The organism is Pseudomonas citronellolis (assembly GCF_001586155.1).
In the GTDB taxonomy this organism is placed as follows: domain Bacteria; phylum Pseudomonadota; class Gammaproteobacteria; order Pseudomonadales; family Pseudomonadaceae; genus Pseudomonas; species Pseudomonas citronellolis.
On the sequence record NZ_CP014158.1, the window covers coordinates 4,232,032 to 4,246,960 of the forward strand.

Sequence of the window (14,929 nt, forward strand, 5' to 3'; positions counted from 1 at the left end):
GCCGAAAAATCCTTTAAGCCTCTGTTTATCCTGAAGAAAACAAAATCAACGAACCATTGGCATGCCGCTTGCCATTGCCCTCTCAAGCGCAACGCGCTGGGGACGGACGGGACGCCGCGCCCTGCCCACCACGGAGGGCTACCCGATAACAAGATGGCGATGCCGGGCGTGGCGGCCCGGTATCCGGAGAGCGAGAACAATGACAATGAGCATGCCTGGTTTACCCGCCGACAATGCCGGCGAAGCGCGCTACGACGCGGACGTGGCCATCGTCGGGGCCGGCCCCGTCGGCACCCTGCTGGCCATTCTGCTGGGCCGCAAGGGCCACCGCGTCACCCTGGTGGAGCGCTGGCCGCAACCCTACGACCGCCCCCGCGCCGTGACCTTCGACCATGAGATCGCCAGGATACTCGCGGGCCTGGGTATCGACTCCGACAACGACCCGGCGATCAACTACCACGACGAGCTCTACTACTGGCGCAACGCCGCCGGCGAAGACCTGCAGATCGTCGACTGGAAAAGCGCCTCGGCCTCCGGCTGGCGGGTGCGCTACTGGTTCAACCAGCCCGGCCTGGAAAGGCGCCTGCTGGGCATCGCCGAGGGCATCGCGAACATCCGCCTGATCCGTGGCTGGGAAGCCAACGAACTGCAGCAGGATGACCAGGGCATCTGCCTGGGCGGCATTGGCGATGCGCCAGACGCGCCCAGCCGCATCCGCGCCCGCTACGTCGTGGGCGCCGATGGCGCCAACAGCTTCGTGCGCAAGGCGCTGGGCCTGAGCCTCACCGACTGCGGCTTCTTCTACGACTGGCTGATCCTCGACATGATCCCGCACCAGGAACAGGTGCTGGACCCGGTGCACTGGCAGCTGTGCGATCCCAGGCGCCCCACCACCATAGTGCCGGGCGGCCCCGGCCGCCTGCGCTGGGAGTTCATGGCGCTGCCCGGCGAGTCGGCAGAGGCGCTGGCCAGCCCGGAAAACGCCTGGAGCCTGATGCAGCCCTGGGGCCTGACGGCAGCCAACGCGACGCTGGAACGCAGCGCCGTGTACCGCTTCCAGGCCTGCTGGGCGGAGTCCTGGCGCAACGGCCGCGGCCTGATCGCCGGCGATGCCGCGCACCTGATGCCGCCCTTCGCCGGCGAGGGCATGTGCGCCGGCCTGCGCGACGCCGTCGCCCTGGCCTGGCGCCTGGACGCCATCCTCGACGGCACCCTGGGCGAGGCGGTGCTGGACAGCTACACCAGCGAACGCCGCGAACATGCCAAGCACTACATCGAGTTCTCCATGGAGCTGGGGCGCATCATCTGCATCACCGACCCGCAGGAAGCCGCCGAGCGCGACCGGCGCATGAAGGCGGAACTGGAGGCCTCCGGCCGTACGCCGGTGCCCACCGACAAGGCGGCGCTGGGCCCAGGCATCTGGTGCAAGGACGCGGCCCACGCCGGCGAACTCTCGGTGCAGGGCATCGTCCGCGCGGGCGAGCGGCGCGGGCGCTTCGACGACCTCGCCGGCCGCGGCTGGCTGGTCATCGGTTTCGAGCAATCGCCCCGCCAGGCCCTGCCCTCCCATCAGTTGCAGGCGCTGGAGCACCTGGGCGCACGCTTCGTCACCCTGGGCCGCCCGGGCAGCCATTGCGACCTGGAAGACGCCGAAGGCACCTATGCCGCCTGGCTGGAAGAACTGGGCGCCCGCTACCTGGTGATTCGCCCGGACTTCTACGTCGCCGCCAGCGCCGGCTCGGCCGAGGCGCTGCAGCGCCAGCTGGACGAACTGCTGGGGCAGCTTCACCTGACGCACCTCCAGGCCGCTTCCCACGAAGCGACCGCCGCCTTCGCCTGACCGACACGACCGGGAGTCCATCCTGATGCACGAATTTCTCTATACCCAAAACCCCGCCCGCGTGGTCTTCGGCGCCGGCAGTTCCCTGCGCGCGGCCGCGGAACTGGAGGCCCTGGGTTGCCGGCGCGCCCTGCTGCTCTCGACGCCCGCGCAACAGGCGGACGCCGAGCGGCTGCTCGACAGCCTTGGCGGGCTGGGCGTCGGCGTCTTCGCCCAGGCCACCATGCACACCCCCGTAGAGGTGACCGAGGCGGCGCTGGCGCGCTATGCCGAGCTGGGCGCGGACAGCGTCGTGGCCCTGGGCGGCGGCTCCACCATCGGCCTGGGCAAGGCCATCGCCTACCGCAACGACGCCCCCCAGGTGGTGATCCCGACGACCTACGCAGGCTCCGAGGTGACGCCCATCCTCGGGCAGACGGAAAACGGTGTGAAGACCACGGTGAGCGCGCCGTCGATCCTCCCCGAAGTGGTGATCTACGACCCGCAACTGACCCTCGGGCTGCCGGTGTCCATGAGCATCACCAGCGCCCTCAACGCCATGGCCCACGCCGTGGAGGGACTGTATGCGCGCAACCGCAACCCCATCACCTCGCTGATGGCGGTGGAAGGCATCCGGGCGCTGAAGCAGGCCCTGCCCGGCGTGGTCCGGCAGCCGGAGGACATCGCCGCGCGCAGCTCGGCCCTGTATGGCGCCTGGCTGTGCGGCACGGTGCTGGGCAGCGTCGGCATGGCCCTGCACCACAAGCTCTGCCACACCCTGGGCGGCAGCTTCAACCTGCCCCACGCCGAAACCCACGCGGTCATGCTGCCCCACACCGCCGCCTACAACCAGCAGGCCGCGGCCGAGGCCCTGCAGCCGGCGGCCGAACTGTTCGGCGGCGACCTCGGCGGCGGCCTCCACGACTTCGCCGGGCAGCTGGGCGCGCCCCTGGCGCTGAAGGACCTGGGCCTGCGCGAAAGCGACCTGGACCGCGCCGCGGACCTGGCCGTGACCAACCCGTACTGGAACCCCCGACCGGTCGAGCGCGAGGCCATCCGCGCGCTCCTGCAACGGGCCTGGGCTGGCCTGCGGCCGGAATGAACGCACCGCCCCGGCGGCCACACGAAAGCATCAAGGTGAACCAGATGATCGAATACTTTACCGAGGCAGCGTCGGCGAAGACCGTCAACGCACGCATGGGGGATGCCATCGACCCGCGCCTGCGTACCGTCATGGCTTCGCTGGTCGAGCACTTGCACAGCTTCGTCCGCGAGGTGGAGCTGACCGAGGCCGAATGGGAACTGGCGATCGACTTCCTGACCAGGACGGGGCAGCTCTGCTCCGACCACCGCCAGGAATTCATCCTGCTCAGCGACACCCTGGGCGTCTCCATGCTGGTGGACGCCATCAACCACCGGCGCCCGCCCGGCGCGACCGAGAACACGGTGTTCGGCCCCTTCCACGTGGAGAACGCGCCCATCCGCGCCATGGGCGACACCATCTCCCTGGACGAGAAAGGTGAAAGCTGCCTGTACGAAGGCCGCGTCCTCGACCTGCAGGGCCAGCCCATCGCCGGCGCCGTGCTGGACGTGTGGTCGGACAACGCCGAGGGCTACTACGACGTGCAGCAACCCGGGCTGCAACCGGAGTGGAACAACCGTGGCCGCTTCGTCACCGGCGCCGACGGGCGCTACCGCTTCCGCGGCATCAAGCCGGTGCCCTACCCGATCCCCGACGACGGCCCGGTCGGCCAGTTGCTGGCGCGCCTGGGGCGGCACCCCTGGCGCCCCGCCCACATGCATTTCATGGTGGGGGCCGAGGGCTACCAGCGCCTGGTGACGCACACCTTCGTGTCCGGCGACGCGTACCTGGCCTCCGACACGGTGTTCGGCGTTAAGCAATCCCTCATCCAGATATTCGAGGCGAACCCGGGCGGCGCCACCCGCTGGACGGCCAGGTTCGACTTCGTACTGGCCCCCGACTGACCGACGACGCAGTACCAACCCAAAGTGCCGGCCAGGCGTGCACCCCGTGGTACCGGCACGTTCCTATTACAAGAACAACAGTGGACGAAAACATGAAAGACACCCAGGGCAATCGCCCCGATACCTCGTACGAGTGGAAAGCCGTCCTGCTGCTGGCGCTCGGCTTCGGCCTGGTCAGCATCGACCGTTTCATGATCATGCCGCTCTTCCCGGTCATGATGAAGGACCTGGGCCTGGACTATCAGGACCTCGGCCTGATAACCGGCATCCTGGCCGTGACCTGGGGCTGCTCGTCCCTGTTCATGGGCAAGCTGTCCGACCGCCTTGGCCACCGCGCGGTGATCATCCCCGCGGTCATCCTCTTCTCCCTGCTGGCCGGCTGCAGCGGCCTGGCCACCGGCCTGGTCAGCCTGATGCTGATCCGCGCGGTCATAGGCGCGGCCGAGGGCGCCTACACGCCGGCCAGCATCGTCGCCACGCTGGAGGCCTCGAGGCCCAGCCGCCACGGCCTGAACCTGGGCATCCAGCAGGCCGCGATGCCGCTCTTCGGCCTGGCGCTCGCCCCGCTGCTGGCCACCCAGCTGCTGCACCTGTTCGACTGGCACTGGGTGTTCGCCATGGTGATGCTCCCCGGGTTGATCGTCGGCTACCTGCTGTACAAGGTGCTGCGCAACACCGACGCGGCCACGGCCGCGGAACACACCAGCACCCACGACGCCGGCCGCCATCACTGGCGCGATGCCTTCAAGAGCCGCAACGTGCCGCTGAACATCCTCGGCATGATGTGCTGGCTGACCGTCCTCGTGGTGCTGGGGGCGTTCCTGCCCAACTACCTGCTCGACTACCTGGGGCTCAGCCTGGCGCAGATGGGCTACGTGCTCTCCGCCATCGGCTTCGGCGGCGCCGTCGGCACCATCGTCCTGCCCAGCCTGTCCGACCGCATCGGCCGCAAGCCGGTGATGGTGCTGTCGGTGCTCTGCGGGGTGGCCTCGCTGTACCTGCTGATCAACACCGGCGCGGATACCTCCCGCCTGTTCCTCACCCTGTTCTTCACGGTCTTCTTCGACTTCGGGCTGATCTGCCTGACCGTGGGGCCGGCCACCACCGAATCGGTGCCGGCGACGCTCATGTCCACCGCCTCGGGTTTCGTCGTCGGCATCGGCGAAATCTTCGGCGGCGGCATCGCTCCCGGCCTGGCGGGCTACGTCGCCAACCACCACGGCATCCAGCACACGCCCCTGCTGGCGCTCGGCGCCATGGCCTGCGGGCTGCTGGTGACGCTCTGCCTCAAGGAGACGGCGCCGCTGCGCATCGGTGCCGGCCTCGAGGCGACCTGACCTCCGCCTGACGCCCGAAACCACACCGGGGCCCCGCCTGCATACCGGCAGGGCCCACGGCTTCGCTCATCCGCCAGAAAGGGCGGAACCCACCCCTGAGAGGAAAAAAGCCCCATGCCCATCATCAGCATCCATCTCGTCGAAGGCCGCACGGACGAGCAGAAGGAGCAACTGATCCACGAAGTCACCGAAGCCTGCCACCGCGCCCTGGCGGTCCCGCGGGACGCGGTGCGGATCATCCTCAGCGACATGGCCAGGCAGCACTACGGCGTCGGCGGCCAATCCAGGCTGAAGTCGGAAAGCCAGTGAAAACGGCAGTCCCCCGCGAAGCAACCCGGCATTGACCACACCCACCCTGCCGACCTACCGGAAGACACCATGAGCATTACCAAGAACAAGAACCTCGCTCCCGCAATCCTGGCCCTGCTGCTGCCCCTCTCCGCCCTGGCCGGGGGCCATTACAGCCCTGGCGTCGAAGGCATCGACGGCGCCGTCGTGCCGCCTCCCGGCGTGTACTACCGCGGCTACGCCGTGCACTACCAGGCCGACCGGCACGACGCCGTCCCCGACAGCGACGTGCGCGTCGACGCCCTGGCCAACCGCCTGGTCTGGGTCACCGGGCAGAAGGTCCTGGGCGGCGACCTGACCTTCGAGACCATAGTCCCGGTGACCCACACCGACCTGCACCTGGCGTCGGGAGCCGTCGACGACTCGGCCTGGGGCGTGGGCGACATCTACGCCGGCAGCGTCATCGGCTGGCATGGCCAGCGCTGGGACGCCGTGGCGGGCGCCGGGTTCTGGTCGCCCACCGGCCAGGACGACCGGCCGGCCGACCCCGGGCTGGGCTATTCCGAACTGATGCTCACCCTGGGCGGCAACCTCTACCTGACCGAGCGCAAGGACCTCAGCCTGAGCGTCCTCAGCCGCTACGAAGCCGCGGACGACTCTGACGTGGAAGACACGTTCCTGGTCGAATGGGGCCTCGCCAAGCGCCTGGACAACGGCCTGAAACTCGGCCTCGTCGGCTACGACCAGTGGCAACTGGGCGACGGCGACGCGCAAAGACACGCGGCCGGCCTGGAGGGCGGCTACTTCTGGCCGGCCGCGGGCGTCGGCCTGAACCTGGCGGCCTACCAGGAATACGCGGTCAACGACGACTTCAAGGGCTACCTGTTGCGGGCCGTGCTGACCAAGGCGTTCTGAACCGGGCCTCCGGGGCGGCGGGCGTTGCCGCTCCGGAGGTTTCCATCGCCATCGCCGAAGCGTGCATGTCCCCGGCAGAGGGGAAGCCCCAGCTACATCAGGATTCAGCCTCGCCCCTTCAGCTCCAACCCCAGAACATCAACCACCAGCCGCCCAGCACCGGCACGCAGGCCAGCGCCAGGCAGGCCAGCGCGACTGGCTGGCGCAGGGGCGCGACGCCGCGGCGGCGGAGGATCCGCCAGCCCAGCCACAGCGTCCAGGCGCAGGCGCCCGCCAGCAGCAGGGCCCGCGCCGGCTGCACCCAGCCGAGGGCCAGCCCTTCGTAGCGCAGCAGTTTCACCGTGGTGGCCGAAAGCCCCAGGAACAGCCCGCAGCCGCCCAGGGGAATCAGCGCCTGGGCCAGGTGCCCGTGCAGCCCCCGCCCTTTCCCCGACACCCTGCCAGCCAGGCGCAGCAGCGCCGTCAGCCAGGTGCCCATGAGCAGCGCCCAGGCCAGCACGTAGAAAACCAGCACGCCGCCGTCGAGCCAGGTGAAGAGGTCGTTGTTCTGCGGGTAATGCGTCAGCACCCACCAGGGCGCGTTGGCCTCCAGCGGCCAGAGGATGCCCCGCTCCACCAGCCACTCCGCACTCGTCTGCTTGAGCGCGATGAACCAGGGGCTGAGCGTCCAGTTGAAGGCGCCCATGGCCAGGCCGATCACCCCGAACAGCAGCAGGCGCGCCGGCCAGGGGCTTTCCGTGCGCTGGCCGTGCACGACGATTTCCTCGTTCGGCCAGCGCGGGCTCAGGGCCACGGCGCCGCGCTGGCCGCTGCAGCGGCCGCAGGAATGGCAGTCGGCGCAGCCGCTCATGCGGCGGATGTCGATCAGCGGGGCGCAGTTGGGCGTCGGCAGGTGCGGCCCGGCATTGGCCAGCCAGCGCGCCTCGTCGACGCGGAAGTGCACCGGCGCCAGCCGCGCGAGCAGGTTGAACACGCCGCTGACCGGGCACAGGTAGCGGCACCAGACGCGCTTGCCGCGCCCGTAGAGGAAGCCCACCAGCATCGCCGCCAGGGTCGAGCCGCCGAGGATCAGCAGCGCCGGCAGCGCGTAGTCGTAGACGCTGACCAGTTGCCCGTACAGGGTGGTCAGGCAGAAGGCCAGGAACGGCCAGCCGCCCCAGCGCATCCAGCGCGGCACGCCGCGCCCGCGGCCATGCCGGCTCGCCCATTCGCTGAGTGCGCCCTCGGGGCAGAACAGCCCGCACCAGAGCCGCCCGAACAGCAGCATCGACAACAGCACGAAGGGCCACCAGATGCCCCAGAACACGAACTGCGCAAACACCGCCAGGTTGTCCAGCATGCGCGCCTGGGCCGGCGGCAGGTCCAGGCAGGCCGGGACGATCAGCAGCACCGCGTAGAACAGCACCACGGCCCATTGCAGGGCGCGGATCAGCCCGGCATGCCGGCGCATGCCGTCCCCCAGCCGGGCCAACGACCGGGCCAACCAGAGGGAAGGCGCGCCGTTCATGCCAGTTGGGTCTCGACGCGGCGCTCACCGCGCCGGCACAGGTAGCTCGCCAGCGCCCAGTAGGCCGGCAACAGCAGCACCGCCAGCAGCGAGGGCGCGGCGCGGTAACCGGCGAAGCCGGCCAGGGCCGCGCCCAGGCCGTGGCCGTCGCTGAGCCAGGCGGAGGTGTCCCAGAGCGGATCGCCGAACAGCCCGTAGCACCATTCGGGCAGGTCCAGCGCCATGACCTGCCCCGCCACCCGGTCCAGCGCCGCCATCAGCAGGGCGCCGCCGAGCAGCAGCAGGAGGACTTCGCTGACGCGGAAGAAGCGCCGCCAGGTGAGTATCCGCGAGGACCACTGCAGCGCGGCGTAGGTGGCCAGCGCCAGCAGGAAGCCGAGCACGCCGCCCAGGGCGAACCAGGTCCAGTCCGCCCCCTGCTGCGCGCCGATGCCGTAGAGGAACACCACCGTCTCGCTGCCTTCGCGGGCCACCGCCAGCATCGCCAGCAGCAGCACGCCCCAGCCGCCGTCCTCAGCGATGCTGCGCTCGGCGTCCCGCTCCAGCTGGCGCTTCATGCCGCGCCCATGGCGGTGCATCCACACCACCATCTGCAGGATCAGCAGGCTGGCGCAGAGCACCATGGCGGCCTGGAACCATTCGCCGGACGGCCCCGCCAGCCACTCCCCGGCGAGCATGAAGAGCGCGGCCAGCGAGCAGGCCAGCACGACGCCCAGCCCTACCCCGCTCCAGAGCATGCGCAGGCCACGCGCCGGCTCCGGGCGATGGCAGAGCCAGGCATGCAGGATGCCGACGACCAGCAGCGCCTCGACGCTCTCGCGCCAGACGATGAACAAGGATTGCAGCATGCTTGGCTCCCGGTCAGTGCGCCACGATCTCGCCTTGCGGCAGGTCCATGTGGAATTCGTCGAAGAAGGGATAGCGGCCGGGACGCAGGGGGTGGATCACCACGAACGAGGTGACGCCCGGCGAGAGCACCTTCTCCACCCGCAGCGGCGTGCTCTCGAACTCGGCCGGCCCGCTGCCGGCGTTGCGCACCACGACCTTGAAGCGCTGCCCGGCGGGCACTTCCAGGGTCTGGGGGGTGAAGTGGCCATCGCTGATGGTCAGCTCATAGGTGGGGAGCGGCGCCGCCTGCGCGGCAGCGGCGAACGACAGTGCCAGCAGGCAGAAGAACGAGCGCAACATGACGGCCTCGCGACTCTCGGGGAAGGTAACGCCGCACCCGCAACGGGTGCGGCCCGCGCATCAATAGCCGCCTTTCTTGCCGATGCCGGCGTAGGTGAAGTCGTATTCCACCTTGCAGGTCTCGAACCAGGGCGCCACGCCGGTTTCCTTGTCGACGTGGCGGCCGAACATGGAGGCCTCCGACGGCGGCAGGATGGTGTAGGTCAGGTGGTACTTGCCCGGGCCGAGCAGCTTGATGTTGTCGCCGTAGTGCGGGCCGTCGCTGGCCACCATGCCGTGGAAGTCGCCCTTGAGGACCTGGTCGCTGCCGTCCTTGCGCAGTTCGTAGGCCACCCGCAGGTAGGGAATCCAGCTGCCCTCCTGGAAGCCGTTGGGGTTGTCGGCGGTGGCGGCGATGTCGGCCTCAAGGTGCACGTCGGACTGCGCGGCGGCGCGCATCATCCCGGGCGGGTCCATCTCGATCGGCTGCAGGTACACCGCGCCGATCTCCATCCCGCCGCAGGCCTGCGGCGCGCCGATGGGGTACTCCTTGGCCGCCGCGAACGGGGCGGCGAGCGCCAGTATCACGGGAACGGCGCGGTTGATTCGCATGGTCTTCTCCTTGGCTCGACAGATGAGGAATCGCGAGCTCGCATTTAGGGACCAAACGACGCCATTGAGAATGATTTGTATCAAGAATTCCTGAAGTAAATCCGCAAACCTGCGCGGCGAGGACAGGAAGACCAGGGCTGTTCACTTCCACGCTCACGGCGTTGATTGCCGATAGGCCAGCCCGGCGCAGAAGAGGGAGCGCCAGGTGGCGCTCCCCTTTCGGCCGGCCCTGCCCTACCAGAGCGGCAAGGTGTAGCTGACGATCAGCCGCGTCTCGTCCAGGTCACGGCGATGGCCCTTGTCGCCGTTGATCGTCACGCTCAGGTCAACCAGCGGGGCGATGGCGGTTCTCCGCGAATTCAGGGATGAAGCCGAGAGCGAGGCGTAAGGTAGGCCAGCCACGGGCTGGCATCGGCCAGGGCGGCGACAGCCTGCGACCCGCCCGCCAGGACCGCGAGGTCGGTGTCGCGGAGCAAGGAAGCAAGGCCACTGGGCCACCGACACGCCTTTCGACCTGACGGCAGCCAATCCGCGGCCGAGGTCACTCTAGTAGGACCAGACTGCCAATAACTGGGCATACAGGTTGGTTCTGTCATCGCCCAGTTGCGTGCCGCCTCCTGACACACTTCGCTGGGGCTTGTAAAAGCCCAGCAGAGGCAACAGCGTCCAATGCGGATCGATATTCCATTCGGCGTAGATATCGATCTCCCGTCCATCCCGATTCCCCAGCGATCGATCGAGGGTATCGAAAGAGTAGACGAGCACCCCAAGGTTCAGGCCGTCCATGACGGAGGCCTTCAAGCCCACATGGTGAACGGCCGTGTTGGTATTGAAAGGACCTGCATAGTTCGAGGCAACCTCGCCCTGGAACCAGGTGCCCAACGCCCGCCCGTTGCCGTAGAAAAGCGGGTCGTAGCCTTCCGAGAAACGGCTGTAGCGATAATTGATGCTGGGTTTTCCCGGCAACTCGGCGAATGTCCAGCCCACCTCCAGGTACCAGGCGCTTTCGTTCCCGCCACGCTTGTCTTCCCAGGCACGTTCCGCGGCGAGGAACAGGTTGGGAACCCCCATGTTGCCCTGCCCTCGCAGGCTGCCCACCTTCATCCCCCTTCGTTCCGGGTAAAGGAGCTCGCCAAGCTCGCGGTCGGTATCCAGGACCTTGATGAGGGTCAGCCCCAGCGTCCCTTCGTCGACGACATGCTCGAGCGTGGCAACCCCGAGTTCGGGTTTGGCCTGGGCCGGGTTGTCCGACTCCAGCCACATCAGGTCGCCCCGCAGCCCACGCTCACCGCCCCAGCGAAGAATGGCCGTCTTGTCGAACGCCCTGCGGCCCGTGAGGTAGTAGGCGCCCCCTCGGTTCACCCTGCCATCCAGCAGGCCGCGCCCAAGGTTCAAGGCGTCGCCGGCGATGAGGAAGCCGTCCCCCACGACCACCGTTTGCCTTCCCGCGGAGACGTCGAGGGCGTTCTCGCCAAGCTGGGACAGGGCGTCCATGGAGCGCCAGCCCAGGTAGGCATTCTCGATCTTGGTGGTCCGCTCATCCCCCATGGTCCAGCCTGCCGCATCGCCGTCCCCGAAGGTGGCGCTGCTGACCCAGTCGAGCGCTCCGTATAGCTCGCCCGTCGCAGGTCTGCGTTGCCTGAAGTCGATTCCGTATTGCAACGTCGCCTCTTGCCAACGGCTGCTTCCTGCGTCCCTGGTACCGGCCTGGGCATAGCTCTCACGGCTGTGAAAAGCGCCAACGGCGCCTTGCAGCTTCGCATCGAGTTCTGTCTCGGCATCCTGATAGAGCACTGCGGCATCCGCCCAGCCCGACAACGACAACAGCAGCGGAAGGGATGCCTTGAGTTTTTGTTTTCGCATCGGAGGTCTCTTCGGGCAAGGAAGCGGCCTCGCTGCGAGGCCGCAGGAAGTCAGGCGGGAATTTCACCTTCGGCGTACATATCCGCCGCTATGCGCCAACCGCTGTCAGTGAGCACCCAAACGAAGAGGCTCTTCATCGAGAAGGCCTCGCCATCCCGGGGCAGGACGCTCCAGGTCACCCAGGTGTAGGCCGCGGCGCCACCAAGCGAATGGATACGATCGAGGCGGATGGCCGCGCCACGGGAGTCGTCGACGAGGGTCCTGACGAGTCCGACCAGCACGTCGGAGCCCTGGAGCAGAGGCTCGCTGCCCGGGCCGGCGATCTCGGTGGTCTGGGTATAGAGTTCATTGACGATGCCCTCGGCATCTCGACGCATCCACAACGACTGCAGTACGTCCAGGCGCTCTCGCAGGGCTGATTTCAGGGCAGCAGAAGCCATCTTCGAATCCTCTTGGTCGAATTGATTGGAGAGAAATGAGGCCTCGTCGAGGCCGGTTGGATCGGGCCGGCGTGTCAGCGCCGGCCGTTGCCGTATCCCGCGAGCTGGTGGCAGACCTTGCCCAGGGTGCAGATCAGGTTGCGCAGGCTGTCCTTGGCGTAGATGCGCGTGCGCGGGATGGAACTCATGACGTCCCAGTGGCGGGAACCCTCAGTCATGCCCTCGGCGACGACCCGGCTCACCACGTGGCTGGGCGTCACCCCGAAACCGGAGTACCCCTGCACGAAGAAGGCATTGGGGCGGCCGGGCAAGGTCCCGATCTGCGGGAACAGGTTCGCCGTGCATTCCATCGGGCCGCCCCAGGCCAGGTCGATCTTCACATGTCCGAGGTAGGGGAAAACCTTCAGCATCAGGTTGCGGTTCCAGGCCTTCAGGTCGTTGGGGATGTATTCCAGCGCGCGGGTGGCCGAACCGAAGAGCAGCCGGTTCTCGTTGGTCACGCGGTAGTACTCGATGACCGGCCGGATGTCGCTGAATGCGCCACGGATAGGGCTGATCTGCTCGATGAGCGAGTCCGGCAGCGGCTCGGTCACCAGTTGGAAGGCGTAGGTGCTGATCATGGTCCGGTGCAGTTCGGGCTCCAGGCGGTCGAGGAATGCACCGCAGGACCAGAGGATCTTCTTCGCCCGTACCGAGCCTTTCGCCGTGCGCACGTGGATCGTTTCGCCGTAGGTCACCTCCAGCACCGGCGAGTTCTCGAAGATGCGCCCGCCCAGGCCCATCAATGCCTTTGCCGAGCCCAGCAGCATGTTCAGCGAATGGATGTGGCCATTGCCCATGTGCTTGAGGGCGCAGCTGTAGATGTCGGAACCGACGATGTCCTTGACCGCGCTGCCTTCCAGGTAGGCGATCTCCTGGTCGGGGTTGAGCTGGCGGAACTCCTTTTCCCAGGCCTGCAGCAGCTTTCCCTGGCGTGCGTTGAAGCCCAGGTATCCATAGCCATGGCGAAAGTCGGCATCGATACCGTACTTCTCGATCCGCGACTTGATGATGGACGAACCCAGGTCGCTGATCTCGAAGATAGCCTGCAGCCCTGATTCGCCGACGCTGCGGCGAATCTTCTCCAGGTCATGGCCTATGCCGGCCATCACGTGTCCGCCGTTGCGCCCCGAACCGCCGAAGCCCAGGTAGCGCGCCTCCAGCAGGACGATGTCCGTCACCCCTCGTTCGGCCAGCTCCAGGGCGGTGTTGACGCCGGAAAAACCACCGCCGATGACCACCACCTCGGCCTCCAGGTCCTGTTCCAGATCGGCAAACCTGAGGTCGTACTTGCGGGTAGCGGTGTAGTAGGTAGTGGGTGTTTCGACAGACAGCATGGGATCACCTTGTTCTTGTGGTTTCGGTTCGGGTCAACGGGGCAGCGCCGTTCGGGAAGGCAGCCGGTCCTGCCATCTGCGCAGGGCGAAGAGCACCAGCGACAACAGCAGGATGCCGATGCCGGTGACCACCTCGCGCAGGCCGCCGTAGCCCGCCAGTTCCGCCGAAGCAGCGCCGACCACCACGACCAGGCCGGTGAAGATGCTCAGTAGCCAGGCCACGGGCATCCAGCCACGGCCCAGGCGCACGGGCCGTGGCACGGCGGAGGCGTCCTTGCGCAGGAGGATGAACCCGGACAGGGCGAAGAAGATGGCCACGAGGTAGCCGATATTCGCGGTGACCAGCATCGCCAGGGGCGAAGACAGCAGGAAGATCATGCCCAGGTTGAGCACGACCGCGACGGTCATGCAGCGCCCCGGCACCTGGTGCTTGTTGAGGACGCCCAGTTGGCGGATGGTGAGCCCTTCGAGCGCCATGCCGTACAGAGCGCGGGAACCGTCCGCCAGGGCCGCGTTGAGCCCCATGAAGAGCCCCACCAGCAAAGTGGCCACGAAGAAGCCGCTGAAGCCGCTGCCAAGCACCGCATTGAACGCCTGGATGTAGAAGCCGCTCGGGTTGGCCATGGCCTCCTCGCGGCCAACCATCCCTCCCAGCCCGAAAGCCACGGCGGCGAAGACAGCCACCGTATAGCCGCCGGAGGTCAGCAGCGCCAGGCGCATGTCCCGCTGGCTACGGTATTCCGGACCGAAGGCCGCGCACATCTCGGTGCCATAGGCGCTCCAACTGACCAGGAACAGCCAGACCAGAGCGGTGCGCAAGGTCCCCCAGCTCCACACGACAGGTTGCGCCAGCTCCTCCCGGAAGCGCTCGAGGCTCCATCCGTCGCCGAACAACGGGGACACGGCGAGAACCAGAATCGGCACCAGCAGCAGCGCGCCCATGTACTTGGAGACGGCGGCGGCCATATGCACGCCAAGGCGGTTGAATTGCCAGAAGAGCAGCAGCAGGCCGGCGCCGACGCACTGTGCGAAACCTATGTTCAGCGGCCCCAGCGCCAGCGTCCAGTCCTGCCCGGCGAACCACTGGGCCTGGATCAGGGCGCCGGCGCTGACGCTGACGATGGACAGAACGGCCGACCAGCCGAGCCAGTAGCCGAAAGACGCCAGGGGCCCAACCAGGACGCAGCGGCGGCGCCAGCCTTCGGTGGCGATCATGGCGATGCCGCCCGGCTTGTCCGGGAACATCGCGCAGACCTCGAGGAAGATCCAGTTCTGGCACGCCCCGATGGCCGCGGAGCCGACCCACAGCAGTAGCGCGCCGACGGGCCCGAGGACGCCCAGGGCGAACCCGAAGGAGGCGAATATGGAGCCGGACACCGCCATCGACAGCGCGAAGGCATCCGTCCAGCGGAGGGTTTTCTGCAAGTGCTGATTATTGTTGTTGTCGTTCACGGAAGGGCTCCGCGCAGGTTGTAAAGGAGCCTCTATTTAACGCGCCCGCGCAGAGCGGCGACATTGCTCAGAGCGCACACCGCATGGCCTGGCGTGCCAAGCCGTAATTGCCTTGAAACAACCATTAACATGTTAGTAAATTAGCCCAGCCTCCGGCCGCTCCGGCA

15 protein-coding genes are annotated in these 14,929 nt (G+C 67.6%); 6 read left to right on the forward strand and 9 right to left on the reverse strand.

Annotated features, from left to right (window positions below; genetic code table 11):
• Positions 1-211: 211 nt before the first annotated feature.
• From mhpA to PcP3B5_RS18360, 6 genes are all read left to right on the forward strand, one after another.
• Positions 212-1,840, forward strand: a complete 1,629-nt coding sequence (gene mhpA, locus PcP3B5_RS18335) for a bifunctional 3-(3-hydroxy-phenyl)propionate/3-hydroxycinnamic acid hydroxylase MhpA (RefSeq protein WP_061563292.1) — start codon at positions 212-214, stop codon at positions 1,838-1,840.
• A gap of 25 nt (positions 1,841-1,865) precedes the next feature.
• Entirely contained in the window at positions 1,866-2,921 is a 1,056-nt protein-coding gene (locus tag PcP3B5_RS18340) for a maleylacetate reductase (protein WP_061562071.1), read from the forward strand.
• A 44-nt stretch (positions 2,922-2,965) separates the two neighbouring features.
• The gene (locus tag PcP3B5_RS18345; protein ID WP_061562072.1) at positions 2,966-3,805 is read left to right on the forward strand and encodes an intradiol ring-cleavage dioxygenase; all 840 of its coding nucleotides are present in this window, start codon (positions 2,966-2,968) and stop codon (positions 3,803-3,805) included.
• Between the two features lie 92 nt (positions 3,806-3,897).
• Positions 3,898-5,142, forward strand: coding sequence for an MFS transporter (locus PcP3B5_RS18350; protein WP_061563293.1), 1,245 nt, complete (start codon positions 3,898-3,900; stop codon positions 5,140-5,142).
• Positions 5,143-5,256: 114 nt separating this feature from the next.
• Positions 5,257-5,451 (forward strand): 2-hydroxymuconate tautomerase, encoded by a 195-nt coding sequence (locus PcP3B5_RS18355; protein ID WP_009623158.1) that lies wholly within the window; start codon positions 5,257-5,259, stop codon positions 5,449-5,451.
• Between the two features lie 69 nt (positions 5,452-5,520).
• Entirely contained in the window at positions 5,521-6,345 is an 825-nt protein-coding gene (locus PcP3B5_RS18360; protein WP_052267888.1) for a SphA family protein, read from the forward strand.
• 118 nt (positions 6,346-6,463) lie between these two features.
• On the opposite strand, the gene PcP3B5_RS18365 is transcribed toward PcP3B5_RS18360, so the two are convergent.
• The 9 genes from PcP3B5_RS18365 to PcP3B5_RS18400 form a co-directional block, all read right to left on the reverse strand.
• Positions 6,464-7,852: a 4Fe-4S binding protein gene (locus tag PcP3B5_RS18365; protein ID WP_061562073.1), complete on the reverse strand. Its 1,389-nt coding sequence runs from the start codon at positions 7,850-7,852 to the stop codon at positions 6,464-6,466.
• Complete coding sequence (locus tag PcP3B5_RS18370; RefSeq protein WP_061562074.1) at positions 7,849-8,700, reverse strand: FTR1 family iron permease; 852 nt, start codon at positions 8,698-8,700, stop codon at positions 7,849-7,851. Before PcP3B5_RS18370 ends, PcP3B5_RS18365 begins: the two co-directional genes overlap by 4 nt.
• A gap of 13 nt (positions 8,701-8,713) precedes the next feature.
• Positions 8,714-9,040: a cupredoxin domain-containing protein gene (locus PcP3B5_RS18375; RefSeq protein WP_061562075.1), complete on the reverse strand. Its 327-nt coding sequence runs from the start codon at positions 9,038-9,040 to the stop codon at positions 8,714-8,716.
• A 60-nt stretch (positions 9,041-9,100) separates the two neighbouring features.
• Positions 9,101-9,631, reverse strand: coding sequence for an iron transporter (locus PcP3B5_RS18380; RefSeq protein WP_009623170.1), 531 nt, complete (start codon positions 9,629-9,631; stop codon positions 9,101-9,103).
• Between the two features lie 234 nt (positions 9,632-9,865).
• Positions 9,866-10,033: an OprD family porin gene (locus PcP3B5_RS31520; RefSeq protein WP_143096590.1), complete on the reverse strand. Its 168-nt coding sequence runs from the start codon at positions 10,031-10,033 to the stop codon at positions 9,866-9,868.
• A gap of 144 nt (positions 10,034-10,177) precedes the next feature.
• On the reverse strand, positions 10,178-11,494 hold the full coding sequence (locus tag PcP3B5_RS18385) for a hypothetical protein (RefSeq protein WP_061562076.1): 1,317 nt from the start codon (positions 11,492-11,494) through the stop codon (positions 10,178-10,180).
• 50 nt (positions 11,495-11,544) lie between these two features.
• Positions 11,545-11,934, reverse strand: a complete 390-nt coding sequence (locus tag PcP3B5_RS18390) for a DUF4440 domain-containing protein (RefSeq protein WP_058071769.1) — start codon at positions 11,932-11,934, stop codon at positions 11,545-11,547.
• Between the two features lie 74 nt (positions 11,935-12,008).
• Positions 12,009-13,310, reverse strand: coding sequence for an NAD(P)/FAD-dependent oxidoreductase (locus PcP3B5_RS18395; RefSeq protein WP_058071768.1), 1,302 nt, complete (start codon positions 13,308-13,310; stop codon positions 12,009-12,011).
• A gap of 33 nt (positions 13,311-13,343) precedes the next feature.
• Positions 13,344-14,762 carry an APC family permease gene (locus PcP3B5_RS18400; RefSeq protein ID WP_082656987.1) on the reverse strand — a complete coding sequence of 473 codons (1,419 nt, stop codon included), beginning with the start codon at positions 14,760-14,762 and terminating at the stop codon, positions 13,344-13,346.
• Positions 14,763-14,929: the final 167 nt, after the last annotated feature.

Coding starts and splice junctions, on each gene's coding strand:
- mhpA (WP_061563292.1), top strand. CDS start 212: ATGCCTGGTTTACCCGCCGACAATGCCGGCGAAGCGCGCTACGACGCG.
- PcP3B5_RS18340 (WP_061562071.1), top strand. CDS start 1,866: ATGCACGAATTTCTCTATACCCAAAACCCCGCCCGCGTGGTCTTCGGC.
- PcP3B5_RS18345 (WP_061562072.1), top strand. CDS start 2,966: ATGATCGAATACTTTACCGAGGCAGCGTCGGCGAAGACCGTCAACGCA.
- PcP3B5_RS18350 (WP_061563293.1), top strand. CDS start 3,898: ATGAAAGACACCCAGGGCAATCGCCCCGATACCTCGTACGAGTGGAAA.
- PcP3B5_RS18355 (WP_009623158.1), top strand. CDS start 5,257: ATGCCCATCATCAGCATCCATCTCGTCGAAGGCCGCACGGACGAGCAG.
- PcP3B5_RS18360 (WP_052267888.1), top strand. CDS start 5,521: ATGAGCATTACCAAGAACAAGAACCTCGCTCCCGCAATCCTGGCCCTG.
- PcP3B5_RS18365 (WP_061562073.1), bottom strand. CDS start 7,852: ATGAACGGCGCGCCTTCCCTCTGGTTGGCCCGGTCGTTGGCCCGGCTG.
- PcP3B5_RS18370 (WP_061562074.1), bottom strand. CDS start 8,700: ATGCTGCAATCCTTGTTCATCGTCTGGCGCGAGAGCGTCGAGGCGCTG.
- PcP3B5_RS18375 (WP_061562075.1), bottom strand. CDS start 9,040: ATGTTGCGCTCGTTCTTCTGCCTGCTGGCACTGTCGTTCGCCGCTGCC.
- PcP3B5_RS18380 (WP_009623170.1), bottom strand. CDS start 9,631: ATGCGAATCAACCGCGCCGTTCCCGTGATACTGGCGCTCGCCGCCCCG.
- PcP3B5_RS18385 (WP_061562076.1), bottom strand. CDS start 11,494: ATGCGAAAACAAAAACTCAAGGCATCCCTTCCGCTGCTGTTGTCGTTG.
- PcP3B5_RS18390 (WP_058071769.1), bottom strand. CDS start 11,934: ATGGCTTCTGCTGCCCTGAAATCAGCCCTGCGAGAGCGCCTGGACGTA.
- PcP3B5_RS18395 (WP_058071768.1), bottom strand. CDS start 13,310: ATGCTGTCTGTCGAAACACCCACTACCTACTACACCGCTACCCGCAAG.